Here is a 12,985-nt window from a genome sequence, read left to right as displayed (position 1 = left end):
GCAGATTTGAGTCTGCCTCAGCTTCCGGTGCCGCTCAAATCTTGGCGAAGACTTCCATCCGCACTTCTTCGGTGACTTCAATTGTGTTCGTCGTCGCGTGCTGGATAGTCATTTTTCGTGCGCGATCAGGGTCTTTGGTGGCTATCGCATCGATCAAATCGTGATGAGATGCTGTGATCTTGTCTATCCACACCAAATTTCTTGTGTGTCGAGTGATAATGAATCGGTGCAAATGAAGCAGCGTGCGCAGCAGCACGGGCTCGAGCACCGGCATGTCGGCAAAACGCAACATAGTCATGTGAAAAGCGATGTCCGCCTCGGAAATGCCAATCTTGTCGCGCTTTGCTCGGATGCTATCGTACTGCTGGGCAATCTCGCGGAGAGTGTCCAACTGTTCCTGAGTTATGTTTGGCGTAATTCGGTCGACGGCCGCGGTTTCGATATTGAGGCGCAGCCGGAAGAGGATGATCGCTTCGTCGTTTGTCGTTTGAGTAACAAATGTGCCCTGATAGCCGCGCCGGATCACCAAACCGTCTTCCTGCAAGGTTAAAAGGGCTTCCCGGATGGTGCTTTGCGAGCAATTGTAGGTCTGCGCGAGCGATTGTTCAGTGATTGGGCTGGTGGGTGTAAGATCCCCCAAAAGAATCTGACGCTTCATATCAACATAGACCGCGTCAGCCTTGCGTCTCCGGCGTTCACCCTGAAATGCGGCTACCTGCGGATCTGTTGCCCCAATATCGAATACCAAGTCAGCCCCCATTACCGACGTTTCTGGCAAACTGCCACGCCAGTCCCAGACACCGTCCGCCATGGCCGGTCCTGAAGCTGATTCCCGAGATTGCCGCTCCTCAGATCAGGAGACAGCGGCCGATGGGGCGTGCCAGTTCGCACGCAGATGCGCTTGATTGTCTGGTTGCTCGATTTCCGAAACCGGTTTCGCTGATAGATTTTTGTTGTTATATCGGCGTTCCGGAAAGCCTATGCATTATTCAAGAACATCTGCAGAATTTGCAATCGAAGCATACTCATTTGGGAGCGTTGGAAAAACAATCGCTAATTTGCGAACTATGGTCACAAGTTCGAGAGAATCTTGAGGAGGTGATGTTGGATTTGCCTATTTCGCTGCTATTTTCAACGCATTGATCCAATTCTTGAAGAACACTTTCTCCAGTGTTTGCCGCGAAAACCCGCGTGCATCCAGAACTTCGGCCAGACGCGGCAGTCCGGTGACGTCGTTAAGATCTCTCGGCGGGGCGCAGCCGTCAAAATCCGAGCCCAAGGCAACGCCATCTTCGCCGAGCCGGTCCACGAGATAAGCGGCATGATCAGCCACAACATCAAGCGGCGTGTCCTGGTTGAAGTTGCCGTCAGGACGTAGAAAACCGACGAAGAAGTTGATGCCAACGAGGCCGCCGCTCTCCTTGATAGCGTCCAGCTGCTTGTCGGTCAGGTTCCGGCTGTTGGCGCATATGGCGTGGACATTCGAGTGACTGGCGATGATCGGCTTGTCTGTAATGCGTGCGACATCCCAGAAGCCTTTTTCGTTCAGATGAGACACATCCACCAGAATACCCATCTGATTGCAGGCGCGCACCAGATCGCGGCCGGCGCCGGTCAGGCCCGGGCCGATATCCGGGCTGTGGGGGTGTGCCATCGGCACGCCATAGCCGAAGGCGTTTTCCCGGCTCCAGACAAGGCCAAGTGAGCGCAGACCGCGCTTATAAAAAGCCTCAAGCTCATAGAAATTGGTGTCGATGGCCTCTGCGCCTTCAATATGCAGGCTGATGGCCAGCTGGTCCTTTTCCATGGCGCTTTCGATCGCATCCGGCGACCGGCAAATGGCAACGGCTCCGTCCGAATCCGCTTCCAGCCGTTCTGCCCGTTCCAGCATCCTTTTGGTGAAGCTGAGGGCCAACTTCTGCTCAACAGGAAGAAAGTTCCGTTTGTCGCTCGGCGAAAAGGGCTTGGAGAAATCCTGTTCGGGATTGGATGGAACGAACATGGCAAACAGGCCACCCGCAAAACCGCCTTCTTTGGCACGCGGCAAGTCAATGTGGCCGCGGTCGGACCGCTCGAAGAAATCGCGGGTCTTGCCACGGATCGCGTCGATCTCCAGCTTCAAAAGCGTGTCATTGTGTCCGTCAAAAGCCGGGATATGCGAAGTCATATGGATGGGTGCCGTTGTTTTTATTGGAAACTACAAAATGGTGGGGCAGGCGGGCTGCTTTCAAGAGGAGGCCACTTTATCCGCAAATTTTGGAAATGTAAGCGCCTGAAGGCAATGTGACTTGCGCTCCTTGCGATGCTCGACTTATGAAGAGACCGGATTTTGGAGGTCTCATGACGCGCCGGACATTTGAAAGCACCGAAGCCCCCCTTGCGCCAAGCAAAGGTCTCAGCCGAAGAAGCCTGATGGCGGGCGGGCTGGTTTTGGCGGCGGGAACACTCGCCGGATGCCAGACCTATGAACAGGTCGTCGGCTTGCCCGATCAGCCACCGTTGCCGGACGAAGAGTTCGACTATGCATCCGCCTATGCGGCGTTGCCGGATGGTGATTTCACCTGGCCTGCAATCAACTACAAGGCGTTTGACGAGAAGTATCTGCGTCAGGTCGTTGAGTACAAGACCCGCGAAAAGCCCGGCACGATCATCGTCGACCCCTACAACAACTTCCTCTACTGGGTGCTTCCGGGCGGCAAGGCGCTGCGCTATGGCATTGGTGTCGGGCGGGCAGGGTTTGCCTGGTCCGGTGAAGCCTTGGTCCGGGTCAAGCGCCCACATCCGATCTGGCGCCCTCCACGGGAAATGATTGCTCGCAAGCCGTCGCTTGAGCGGTATTGGGAGAAGGGCTTTCCGCCGGGGCTGCGCAATCCGCTTGGGGCGCGCGCCATGGATCTTTGGCAGGGCAGTGTGGACACGCTGTACCGGATCCACGGCACGAATAGGCCATCATCAATTGGCAAGAGCGTGTCTTCCGGCTGTATCCGCATGTGGCAGCAGGACGTGATCGATCTGTTTGACCGTGTGCCGCTGCGTACCAAGGTCGTTGTCCTGACTAAGGACGAGGACATCTCCACTTAAGCGCTTAGGTTCAGAAGTTCCGGTGCCGGTTAAGGCGTCGGAGCTGCCAGCGCGACATCATGCAGGACCGCCGCGAAATGGCAAACGGCTGCGGCGAGCACGAATGCATGCCAGATCGCGTTCTGGAACAGAAGGTTCTTCCAGGCGTAGAAGACGGTTCCAATCGTGTAGAGCAAACCGCCTGCCACAATCATCCAGAAACCAAAGGCCGACGCGTTCTCCATAAGTGGTTTGACAACGAAAACCACCACCCAGCCAAGGCCCAGGCAGATCGGCACGGTCAAGCGGTCCATGCCTTGCAGGTTTAAGAGTTTCACAATCGCACCGGTCAGGGCACCGCTCCAGACAACGGCCAGCAGAACACCGCCGGTCCAGCCGCCAATGATCATGGCCGCAAGTGGCGTGTAAGTGCCCGCAATCATCAGGAAGATCGCTGCATGGTCCAGCCGGCGCAGCACTCCGGCCTTGTGGTCTTTTGCAAACATGTTGTAGAGCGCTGAGCAGATCAGCATGGCCATCAGGCACGCGGCATAAATTAGCACACTGACCTGGCGGGCGAGATCACCGCTGCTCCAGAGCGTCAATGTCAGGATGATCGTTGCGGCAACACCAAGACCAATTCCAATCACATGGATCGTTCCGTCGGCGATCAACTCGCCAAGCGTCTGGTGTCTGGGTTGGGGGCGGTTTTGCGCCATGTTTTGCTCCGTTGCGGCAAGCGTTTCAGTTTGCCTCCCCGAACGGTATCACCGATCGTGGGGTCAAAATGTCAATATCCGGTTAGGGCACCGTCATGATGAGGCCTGCTGTTCCGGGTGGATGGCAAACCAGCAAAACGCTGTGCAGCCCGCAAAGATGGCTGCAACCGTCCAAAACACCGCCGGGAAGCCTGCATCGATCGCCAGGAATACGCTGCCGAGCGTGACGCCAAGCGTAGCACCGATCAACCGGAAGGTGATCAGCAAGCCGCTCACTTCGCCTTGCTTTTCAGACGGCACGGCGTTCGCGGTGATCCTCCCTGCCGGGATCATGGCAAAGGGAAGGGCGATGCCCCAAATCAGGAGGACAGGCGCGAGAACAAGGTAATTGTCCAGGAGCGTCGCAGCTCCGATGCACGCATTGGTAGCAGTCAAAACGATCAGCCCGCCAAGAACGGGATGGCGGGATCCGGATTTGTCGGCGATCGTTCCGGCCGGCGCTGACAGGAACGGGATTGGCAAGACGGCGATCACGGTCGCGGCACCGGCCCAAAGAGCCGAATAAGACAAATCGAGCTGGAGATACTGCGGCACAAGTACTGCGACAACGATCTTGCTCATTTGGGTCAGCAGGAAAACAAGAACGCCCGCCGTAAAGGCCGGGGACTGGAACAAGCGCACGTCAATAAGCGGGGCCGTCTGGCGGACTTCCCAGATCACAAAGGCGCTCAACCCGACGATGCCGGCGGCAAGGCTCAGATAGATCAGCCGTGTCCCCCAGCCTGCATCCGGTCCTTCCATCAATCCGAAGATCAGAGCTGTCAGGCCGACGAGCAGCAAAATGAGGCCAATGCGGTCGATGTCCGGCCGGGCACTTTTGGCATCCGGCGCGCGCCAGAGAAGACAGGCAAGAACACCGGCTGTCCCAACGACTGGAATGTTGATCCAAAACACCCATCGCCAGGAAAGCACGTCGGTCAGGACACCGCCAATCAACGGTCCCGCTGCCAGGAACAGGGTTGCGGTCGCGCCAAGAACACCGAGCGCGCGGCCACGCTCGTCGGATTCGAAAGTCAGAGTTGCAGCAGCGAAGGCGATTGGAAACATGATCGCGGCGCACAGTCCTTGGACAACGCGCATCGTGATCAGGAGTGCTGCATTGTCCGCGAACCCGGCGATCAGACAGGCGGCGGCGAAAAGCGAGCAGCTGGTTATCAATGCCGGACGGAGGCCGAACAGGTCGATGGCTTTGCCGCCGATCGCAGCGAAACAGGTGAACGCCAGCATGTAGGCATTCAGGATCCAGTGTGCCGTTGTTGCCGATAATCCGAGGTCTGTTTGGATCGCGGGCAGGGAAACGCCCAGAACCGTCTCATCCAGCATCACAAGCCCACCGAGACCACCCATGGCAAAGACCAGGCCGCGCCGGCGGTTGTGCTCTGAAAGGCCTGTCATGTGCGCTCATCTGATGAAATGTCCGTTGGCCTCAGCCTAGTGCGGGCATTGCGTGTCGTACAGGAGTTTTCCGATGGGGAGCCTTGTCTATAACCAACGGCAGACGTGCGAAGTCTCGAATTCAAATATCTTATTAAAAAGTATCTTGATATAAAGACAAATATCGCCTATCTGATGTGTATCGCCACAGTTTTTGGGTTTAAGGAGTTTTGAAATGACCCGTGTTGCAGACCATCCGGTTGATGATCTTTTTTTGAAGCGTTGGTCCCCGCGCGCGTTTGATGGGGCGCCGATGCCCGAAGCGGATCTGAAAACCATCCTGGAGGCCGCACGATGGGCGCCGTCAGCCTTCAACACGCAGCCCTGGCGGTTCGTCTACGCCTTGCGCGGAGATGCTGAATTTGAACGGCTTTACGCCTTGCTGGACGATTTTAACGGGAGCTGGGCCGTAGGCGCCTCAGCGCTGGTCTTTGTGATTTCAGATTCCTTGGTCGATGGCGTCAGTGAAGACGGGCCGGTTCCGGCAATTTTTCACGCGTTTGATGCCGGTGGGGCATGGGCCCAGGCCGCGCTGCAAGCCACCTTGCTCGGATACCACACGCACGCCATGGCAGGTTTGCGCAGAGATCAGGCCCACGAGGTTCTGGGCTTGCCGGAGCGGTTGAAGGTCCATGTCGCCTTTGCCATTGGCCGCCGCGGAGATGCAGAGCAGTTGACGCCAGAGCTTCAGCAGCAAGAACGCCCAAGCGGCCGGCGCCCCTTGAGCGAGATTGCCTTTCACGGCCGCTATGAGGTGTCTTTGGAGGCAGCCGCTTAGTCAGCCGCAAGGTGCCCGGTTTTTCGCCAGACCCGGGCACCGTTTTCTGTCTTGATCGTTTGACTGCTGCCTGCCGGCAAACGCAGCCAAGTGCCTTGGTCATAACGGCCGTTTTCGTCTTCAAAGGCCCCTTCGACGACAAAATACTCCGCGCCGCCGGGGAAGGATTGCTCGCCAAAACCCGTGCCGCTCTCCCAGTGAAGCATGACCACCTCTTCTTCGGGGCGCACAAAGAGAGGAAGAATATGCTCGCCCGTGCGGCCAGCCTGCCACCCCGCCGGGTCCAGCGTGTCGACCCGGACAAACGTGTCGTCGTCTGTCTGCATTTGCCGCAGTTTGACGAGGATCACCGCTCCAGGTTCGCTGGATGGTATGTGCCGTGAGCCTGGCGGGTTGCGGACATACATGCCTTTCGGAAAGTCTCCGGTCTCATCGGTAAAGACGCCGTCGAGCACCAGAAATTCTTCGCCGAGATCATGAGAATGGGCTGAGAATGAGGAGCCTGGAGCGTACCGGACAAGACTGGTTGCCCGGGCGACCTCTTCGCCGTCGCGTTCCAGCATACGCCGCTCCACACCTGCCATGGGGGAGGCGATCCAATCGAGGGTCGCGCTATCGACTTGGGCCCGTTTCGACAAATCGGCGTGGATCTTCATCCAGTCAGCTCCTGCTCCTAATCACTTGCTTATTGATGTGGTGCTTCACCGGGCAAAGGGAAGAGCCTCAATCCATAAGAGGGGCTGACGGATCGTGCAGATCCGGAAGGGGAAGGGCAAGGTGCCCGAACGCCACCTTGTAGTCCTCCGTCCGTCTGACCTCCCTGATTGCGGCGCTTACCGCTTCGACAAGCCGGACCGGCACAGTCTGTTGGCTGAACATGAAATGCACAGGCTCCTCCCACACCGGAAAGGGGTGCACTTCAAAGGCCCCCTCCAGGCCCATCCGGTTTGCAACGCCCATAACTGCGCTGGGCATTTCGACCAGGGCATCAATCCGGCCAGTTTCCAGCATCCGGATGCCTTCCGTGGTGGTCGTCGTATGGAAGACATGATGCTGCCCGGCGTCGCTTCTCATGAAACTGTCAAAAAGTATTCCGCGATAGGACGAGCGCTCGTGACCGACGACCAGCTTATGGTGGATGATGTGGTTGATGTCTGAGATGGGATGGTTTTCGGCCTCACCCTTTCGAAAGATCAGCCGGGCGAGTTCGTTCCGGTAAGGGGCGGAATAGTGGGCGAACTTGGACCGGTGCTCCGTGATCGAGGCAAAGGGGACCATGTCGATGTTGCCTTGCGACAATTCCACGATGGCGCGTTTGAAGGGCATGATTTCCAGTTCGATCGGGCAATCGATGAGGTCAAAGACGGTTCGAACCAGCTCGACATCTGTGCCGATGAGCCTGCCGCCAGGTGCTTTGTGGCTGAATGGGAAGTAGTCGCCCGATACCCTTACGCGCAGCGGCTCTGGACACAAGGCGTTCTGCGTTGCAGCGGCAGCAATTGGAGCAACAGGATCCACAAAGACGAGGCATAGAAGCAGCGCGCAAAGACACTTGCTACACTTTTCGAGGCTACTTCGGTGTATGCCCGCAAATCGGAAATGAAAGCGGGGCCTGAAGATCTGAAGGTGTGGCGCTGGCGGCATTGACGCTCCTTTTAAGTATCCTCAATTGGTCTCGGAACCCGCATGTGCAGGGCTGCCGACGCTCATGGAGCCGAACTGTGAGGTGTACTCGGGTGTCTGCACCGCTTCGGCCAGTAAGGCATCGATTTGGGCGACGAACTCTGGAGAAACGGTCTTCCGGCTGAACATGAAATGGACTGGTTCGCTCCAGAGTTTGAACGGATGTTCGGCAATCTGGTCCCGCACCCCAACTGTTTCTGCAAGGGCGAAAACGGCAGCAGGCGCTTCAACGATGGCGTTGATGCGCCCTTTAACCAGCATGTTCAGGCTTTGGCGTGAGCTGCTGACTTGAATTATGTTTTTCTTGGCCTCCGGGTTGGCCAAGAACGTTTCAAATAAATCGCCGCGATAGGTTCCAACGTCATGGGCCAAAAGGAGGTTGAGCTTGAGAAGATCCCAAACCTCTGTGATTGGATACCTGCCTTGATCATGGGCCCGGATGATCAATCCAGCTGTTTCGTTTCGATAGGGAGCGGAAAACAAAGCAAAATTCTGGCGTTCTGCTGTGACGGACGCGAACATCATCATGTCAATCCGCCCGGCGGCCAGCTCCACCATAGCGCGAGGGAATGGCAAATCCAGGAATTGTGGGGTGCACCCTGCCTCTCCAAGGATCTGCTCAACAAACATGAGGTCAAGACCCGTCAGTTTGCCGTCTGAACCGATATAGCTGAATGGTTCGTAATCATCGGAAGCACCAACGCGGAAATTGTCTGGACAGTCTTCCGCATAGACGTACGCAGAGGGGAAAATTGTCCAAAGGACAGCCAGAACGCCAAATGCAGGTCGTAGGAGGGCAGTGAACAGTCTTCTGAGTGACACTACAATCATTTCGCTGCTGCTCCTCAAGTGTGATGCCGACCATTGTCGGGGATCAAACGGCGTATCTTACTTCAAAATTATCTCGGCTGAATCCTGCTGTACTTAAGGTCGATAAAGTAGTTATCTAAGAAGTTATATAATTTCTGATTGTGTATTTTGTACACTGCACCTCCTTTATTGGATGTTATCTGATAACTGCATGAGAAAAAACTTAATTCCCGCGACTTGGTAAAACGTTGTGGGAGTTTGCTGTTTTCTTGGTCTTGAACAAATCGGTTCTTAGTGGTCGGCATGTGTGCCTGAAACCCGCGGTCCAGGGTGGATTTCAGGGATAACCTCTGCTAATCGCAACAGCCGCTTTTCATGATCCGAGGAATCGTTTTCACTCGCGTCTTATAGACAGCTGAGAAAGGGTGGTGGCGCAGGTTTGCGCCCGGTTGTGCATGACCGTTCAAATCGACATTGGTGACATGGCTGGAGGCAAACGTGCCGGGCTCGATTTGGAAGAGCTTCTGGCAACCCGTTTGCTCGTTCAGGGCAACTCCGGGTCCGGTAAATCGCACCTCTTGCGCCGGATTCTGGAGCAGTCCGCCCAATGGGTGCAGCAGGCCATCATCGACCCGGAAGGGGACTTCGTGACCCTTGCCGACAAATACGGTCATGTGGTTGTCGATGCGGTGGGCACTGAGAAAGACCTCAAAATGATTGCCGGGCGCGTGCGTCAGCACCGCGTGTCTGTCGTGCTCAATCTGGAGGGGCTGGATGCGGACCGTCAGATGAAAGCGGCAGCCACCTTCCTGGATGGTCTTTTTGATGCGGACCGGGACCTTTGGTATCCAATGCTCGTTGTGGTGGACGAAGCGCAGCTCTTTGCACCGGCCGCCGCAGGCGAAGTCACCGAAGAAGCCCGCCGCAGATCGCTCGGTGCAATGACGGATCTGATGTGCCGGGGCCGCAAACGCGGGCTTGCCGGGATCATCGCCACCCAGCGTCTTGCAAAGCTTGCCAAGAACGTCGCCGCAGAAGCGTCCAACTTCCTGATGGGCCGGACATTCCTCGATATCGACATGGCCCGCGCGGCGGACTTGCTCGGCATGGAGCGGCGGCAGGCGGAAAGCTTCCGCAATCTGGACCGGGGCCATTTCATCGCGCTCGGCCCGGCGGTTTCCCGCCGTCCGATTCCGGTCAAGATCGGCCCGGTTGAAACGGCTGGCCGCGGCGGCGGACCGAAGCTGATGCCTTTGCCTGAGCAGCCGAAGGAAGAAGCCAAAGATCTGATTTTTACCCGCTCTCCCGACGAGATCCCGGTCCGGCTGAGGATCGCCGAGCCGGTCGCCTCGACAGATGATGTTCTGAACCAATTGACCAGCGCCGGGGATGCGGCAGAAGCCGAAATCCCGCAAGCCGACAATTTGTTTGAACACGGCGAGCGCGAGGAGAAGATCGATCAGATCATCTCCGAAATTCTCGATGAGGATGAGGCAGCGTTTCAACCCATCGCCTCGCTCTACCAGGACTTTCAGGTCCGCTGCCGGATCGCCAAACTCACCGGCGGGACGCCCGATCTCCAGACTTTCCGGGAAAAACTGTCGGTCGCCCGCGCCGGTGTCGAAAAGGGGGAGGTGGATGACAGTGCCTGGCAGCAGGCCGAACTGATCGCAGCCGAACTTCCGGAAGACATGCGGGGGGTTTATTTGCTGCTTGCGAAAGCGGCCCTCGCGAAGGCGCCGTGCCCGGGCAACATCGAGATTGCAACAGCTTATGGTACCCGGTCCCCGGGTCGGGCCCGCTGGCTCTTGTCCCACATGGAAGAGCGCGGGTTTTTGGTCTGTGCGACCGATCTGCGCGGCAACAGGATTGTGACGCTGACGGATCTTGGCTGGCGCACCGAGCCGGGGGACGAAGCCGCCGCCTGACGGGCCGGCCACAAAACTGTCAAGTGGACTTGATTGCAGGCGTGCATTTGCTGCCTATCTCTTCGGAACCGGAGCGAAAAGTCTTTAGGAGATGAACCATGATACGTTGGCTTGTGCTGCTGGTTTCCCATGGCGGAATGCTGGCCATCGGATTTGCACTCGGGGTCTATTTCCTGCCCATTCTGACAGCACCCAAAGGACCCGATGCGGCGCTTCTTGCAGAAGCCAGCCAGTCCGCAGAATACCAGGCTGCGCTCACCCGTGATCTAAAGGGAAGCGACTTTCTGCATTGGGGCGAAGGCTCGATCAGCCTGTCTCAGGACAAGATTGTGCATACTGGTGCGCTCTCTCCCGGCCCGGACTACAAGCTGTACTTGGTCAAGGAGTTCGTCGAAGACGAAGCGGGGTTTGAAGCTGTTCGGGAAAGCGCTGTTCAAATCGCCGACATCAACACTTTCGACGGTTTCATTGCCGATGTTCCGGATGGGGTGAATATTGAGGATTACACCACCGTCCTTGTGTGGTGCGAGGCCTTCAGCGAGTTCATTACCGCCGCGAAATACCGGTGAGCAAATACGCGTATACCAATGTCGAGTGAACTCGACCCGGCTATTTTTCGAGATCAATCTTTGTCTTTGCGTGCGTTTTCAAACAAGACATAGGCAAGGTTCAATACAACGATCACCAGAATGGCGCCAAAGACGAAGGCTCCAAATCGTTTGGGAGAGATGCCAACCGGCACGTCAAACATCATCACGATCATGCCGAACAAGGCGGTCAGCATGATCAGGGGCATCACCGAATTCTGAAATTTCATGCGTATGCTCCCCTGCTGCTGCCAAAGTACATCGTGACCGTCCAATTCGAAACAAACTGGCACCGAAGACCCTCAACGATCAACCTACCGTCTCACCGCTGAACACCTGAGCCTGACAGTCCTTGCAGAACGACTCGGTGGTCGTAGTTTGAACACCCCTGGTGGCTGATTACCAGAGGTGTCGAACCTAAACCGTATACTCAAACCTTGAGAGCAAAAACTTCGAAAGGATCAGTTACTCCTTTCAGGAGATGTTTGCCGCGGGAATGCCAGGGCTTGGCGGACATGCTGGCGAGATCGGCAGATGCGAGAATGGGGGTGTCGAGACTGGAGCACAGCCCTTCGATGCGGCTGGCAACGTTCACCGAGTTGCCGATAACGGTGAAATCGAGCCGGTTGCCACCGCCGACATTGCCGTAGAACACGGATCCGGTGTGCAGGCCGATTCCGAATTTGATGTCATCTTGAAATGCGTCAGAGCTAACAACTTTGAGAGCCGCAGCTTCGGCCCGCGCGATTGCGTGGTGGACATCGCCCTCGTATGGAAAAATGGCCAGAATCGCATCGCCGATGAATTTCAGAACTTCGCCGGACTGATCCTCGATTGCCTCTGTCAGTGTCCCGAAATAGCTGTTCAGGATGTTCAGAACGTCGCTTTCGCTGCGGGATTGCGCAAGGGCGGTGAACCCGCGCAGATCGGAGAACCAGATCACGGCATCGATGGAGCTCCCGTCACCACGTGCAATTTCCCCGTCAAGCACCCGCAGACCGGCCCGCTGTCCGACATAAGTTTCCATCAGCGTTCGTGCGGTGTTGCGCGCAATGAAGCCTTCAAACACAAGCGTAATAGCCGGTACAGTGGTCTCGATCAGCCTTTGATCCGGTTCCGAAAAGCCATCGGATGATTTCGTTGCGAGCGTCAGGACCTTATAGGTGTCATCCGAGAACTTGAGTGGCAACGCCTCGTACTGATAGTAGCCTTCTGCCCAGAGATCTGCGCCGATTGGATAAAGGTCCCGCTGATGTTGCTGGTCGAGCCGCAGGGAAGACGGCTCACCCCGGGTGTAGATCTTGTGAATTGGGCTCGCCTTCAGCATTTCCAGCTGATCCGGCGCATATGTAAACCACCGCTCGTGTGTGCCCGTCTCGCTGTCCCAGAATACGAAGGACGATTTGGCGACCGGGTGCAGGATCGGGGCACCCAGGGTGGACCGGTCGACGCGAACACCGGCTTCGCGCATTTTCAGACAGAAACTGTGAAGCAGGCCGGATGGAGAGCGTTGGCGCGGTCCCTCGGTCATGATCCAGTTGATCAGTCGCGCATGCGTTTTCTGATCGTCTGTCGCCGCCAAACCGCAAGCCCCCGAAGTTATGAACGCCCCAAATGAAATGGGGTATTTTCTGAATGTTTCCCAGCTAGCTCATCACAAGTTTCCAGAAAAGACCAACACTCGTTTTGGAATTTCAATGTTCTAGGCCGTGTGGACGAATTGGAGACGTATTTCGTAAGACAAGTGCCAAGATATGGCGGGAACGGTCCTGCAGAGCCTATTGATATAAGGTCAAGGGATCGGCGGCGCCAGATCGCCGGCACTTGTCTCACCCTTTGGGCCGTGTTTGCATTGCTCAATTCCAGCGCAAATCCGTCTTGATGATGCGCAAGCATCACCTTCACCGGATTTCCTTGATCTTGAAC

Annotated in this window: 13 protein-coding genes; 4 read left to right on the top strand and 9 right to left on the bottom strand. The window is 56.6% G+C overall.

Translation table 11 applies throughout. From position 1 onward, the window contains the following. Positions 1-34: 34 nt before the first annotated feature. Together ACQY4Z_RS05060 and ACQY4Z_RS05055 are read right to left on the bottom strand one after the other, a co-directional pair. A complete protein-coding gene (locus ACQY4Z_RS05060; protein ID WP_428527246.1) occupies positions 35-811 on the bottom strand; it encodes a GntR family transcriptional regulator in 777 nt (258 codons plus the stop codon). 303 nt (positions 812-1,114) lie between these two features. Further along, the gene (locus ACQY4Z_RS05055; RefSeq protein ID WP_428527244.1) at positions 1,115-2,167 is read right to left on the bottom strand and encodes a dipeptidase; all 1,053 of its coding nucleotides are present in this window, start codon (positions 2,165-2,167) and stop codon (positions 1,115-1,117) included. 173 nt (positions 2,168-2,340) lie between these two features. On the opposite strand from ACQY4Z_RS05055, the gene ACQY4Z_RS05050 reads away from it, so the two are divergent. Then, complete coding sequence (locus ACQY4Z_RS05050) at positions 2,341-3,081, top strand: L,D-transpeptidase (protein ID WP_133952901.1); 741 nt, start codon at positions 2,341-2,343, stop codon at positions 3,079-3,081. A 29-nt stretch (positions 3,082-3,110) separates the two neighbouring features. Here the strand turns inward: ACQY4Z_RS05050 and trhA are convergent, their stop codons facing one another. Together trhA and ACQY4Z_RS05040 are read right to left on the bottom strand one after the other, a co-directional pair. Further along, entirely contained in the window at positions 3,111-3,779 is a 669-nt protein-coding gene (trhA, locus tag ACQY4Z_RS05045; protein WP_428527241.1) for a PAQR family membrane homeostasis protein TrhA, read from the bottom strand. A gap of 93 nt (positions 3,780-3,872) precedes the next feature. Continuing rightward, the gene (locus ACQY4Z_RS05040; protein ID WP_428527239.1) at positions 3,873-5,234 is read right to left on the bottom strand and encodes a DHA2 family efflux MFS transporter permease subunit; all 1,362 of its coding nucleotides are present in this window, start codon (positions 5,232-5,234) and stop codon (positions 3,873-3,875) included. A 214-nt stretch (positions 5,235-5,448) separates the two neighbouring features. On the opposite strand from ACQY4Z_RS05040, the gene ACQY4Z_RS05035 reads away from it, so the two are divergent. After that, positions 5,449-6,051 carry a nitroreductase family protein gene (locus tag ACQY4Z_RS05035; protein ID WP_428527237.1) on the top strand — a complete coding sequence of 201 codons (603 nt, stop codon included), beginning with the start codon at positions 5,449-5,451 and terminating at the stop codon, positions 6,049-6,051. Here the strand turns inward: ACQY4Z_RS05035 and ACQY4Z_RS05030 are convergent. The 3 genes from ACQY4Z_RS05030 to ACQY4Z_RS05020 form a co-directional block, all read right to left on the bottom strand. Continuing rightward, a complete protein-coding gene (locus ACQY4Z_RS05030) occupies positions 6,048-6,707 on the bottom strand; it encodes a cupin domain-containing protein (RefSeq protein WP_428527235.1) in 660 nt (219 codons plus the stop codon). The two genes, ACQY4Z_RS05035 and ACQY4Z_RS05030, sit on opposite strands and share 4 nt — an antisense overlap. A 67-nt stretch (positions 6,708-6,774) precedes the next feature. Then, a complete protein-coding gene (locus ACQY4Z_RS05025) occupies positions 6,775-7,569 on the bottom strand; it encodes a substrate-binding periplasmic protein (protein ID WP_428527233.1) in 795 nt (264 codons plus the stop codon). Positions 7,570-7,716: 147 nt separating this feature from the next. Beyond that, a complete protein-coding gene (locus tag ACQY4Z_RS05020; RefSeq protein ID WP_428527231.1) occupies positions 7,717-8,565 on the bottom strand; it encodes a substrate-binding periplasmic protein in 849 nt (282 codons plus the stop codon). Positions 8,566-8,999: 434 nt separating this feature from the next. On the opposite strand from ACQY4Z_RS05020, the gene ACQY4Z_RS05015 reads away from it, so the two are divergent. Next, entirely contained in the window at positions 9,000-10,472 is a 1,473-nt protein-coding gene (locus ACQY4Z_RS05015; protein WP_428527229.1) for a helicase HerA domain-containing protein, read from the top strand. Positions 10,473-10,570: 98 nt separating this feature from the next. After that, on the top strand, positions 10,571-11,041 hold the full coding sequence (locus ACQY4Z_RS05010) for a DM13 domain-containing protein (RefSeq protein WP_428527227.1): 471 nt from the start codon (positions 10,571-10,573) through the stop codon (positions 11,039-11,041). A 53-nt stretch (positions 11,042-11,094) separates the two neighbouring features. On the opposite strand, the gene ACQY4Z_RS05005 is transcribed toward ACQY4Z_RS05010, so the two are convergent. After that, entirely contained in the window at positions 11,095-11,289 is a 195-nt protein-coding gene (locus ACQY4Z_RS05005; RefSeq protein WP_133952892.1) for a hypothetical protein, read from the bottom strand. Positions 11,290-11,489: 200 nt separating this feature from the next. Then, a complete protein-coding gene (locus ACQY4Z_RS05000) occupies positions 11,490-12,641 on the bottom strand; it encodes an adenylate/guanylate cyclase domain-containing protein (protein ID WP_428527225.1) in 1,152 nt (383 codons plus the stop codon). Between the last annotated feature and the right edge of the window lie 344 nt (positions 12,642-12,985).

This window comes from Roseibium sp., assembly GCF_965276855.1.
Lineage (GTDB): Bacteria > Pseudomonadota > Alphaproteobacteria > Rhizobiales > Stappiaceae > Roseibium.
Note: the sequence above shows the minus strand (reverse complement) of the source record. Positions and strands in the feature narration are given on the sequence as shown.

Coding starts and splice junctions, on each gene's coding strand:
- ACQY4Z_RS05060 (WP_428527246.1), bottom strand. CDS start 811: ATGGCGGACGGTGTCTGGGACTGGCGTGGCAGTTTGCCAGAAACGTCG.
- ACQY4Z_RS05055 (WP_428527244.1), bottom strand. CDS start 2,167: ATGACTTCGCATATCCCGGCTTTTGACGGACACAATGACACGCTTTTG.
- ACQY4Z_RS05050 (WP_133952901.1), top strand. CDS start 2,341: ATGACGCGCCGGACATTTGAAAGCACCGAAGCCCCCCTTGCGCCAAGC.
- trhA (WP_428527241.1), bottom strand. CDS start 3,779: ATGGCGCAAAACCGCCCCCAACCCAGACACCAGACGCTTGGCGAGTTG.
- ACQY4Z_RS05040 (WP_428527239.1), bottom strand. CDS start 5,234: ATGACAGGCCTTTCAGAGCACAACCGCCGGCGCGGCCTGGTCTTTGCC.
- ACQY4Z_RS05035 (WP_428527237.1), top strand. CDS start 5,449: ATGACCCGTGTTGCAGACCATCCGGTTGATGATCTTTTTTTGAAGCGT.
- ACQY4Z_RS05030 (WP_428527235.1), bottom strand. CDS start 6,707: ATGAAGATCCACGCCGATTTGTCGAAACGGGCCCAAGTCGATAGCGCG.
- ACQY4Z_RS05020 (WP_428527231.1), bottom strand. CDS start 8,565: ATGATTGTAGTGTCACTCAGAAGACTGTTCACTGCCCTCCTACGACCT.
- ACQY4Z_RS05015 (WP_428527229.1), top strand. CDS start 9,000: ATGACCGTTCAAATCGACATTGGTGACATGGCTGGAGGCAAACGTGCC.
- ACQY4Z_RS05010 (WP_428527227.1), top strand. CDS start 10,571: ATGATACGTTGGCTTGTGCTGCTGGTTTCCCATGGCGGAATGCTGGCC.
- ACQY4Z_RS05005 (WP_133952892.1), bottom strand. CDS start 11,289: ATGAAATTTCAGAATTCGGTGATGCCCCTGATCATGCTGACCGCCTTG.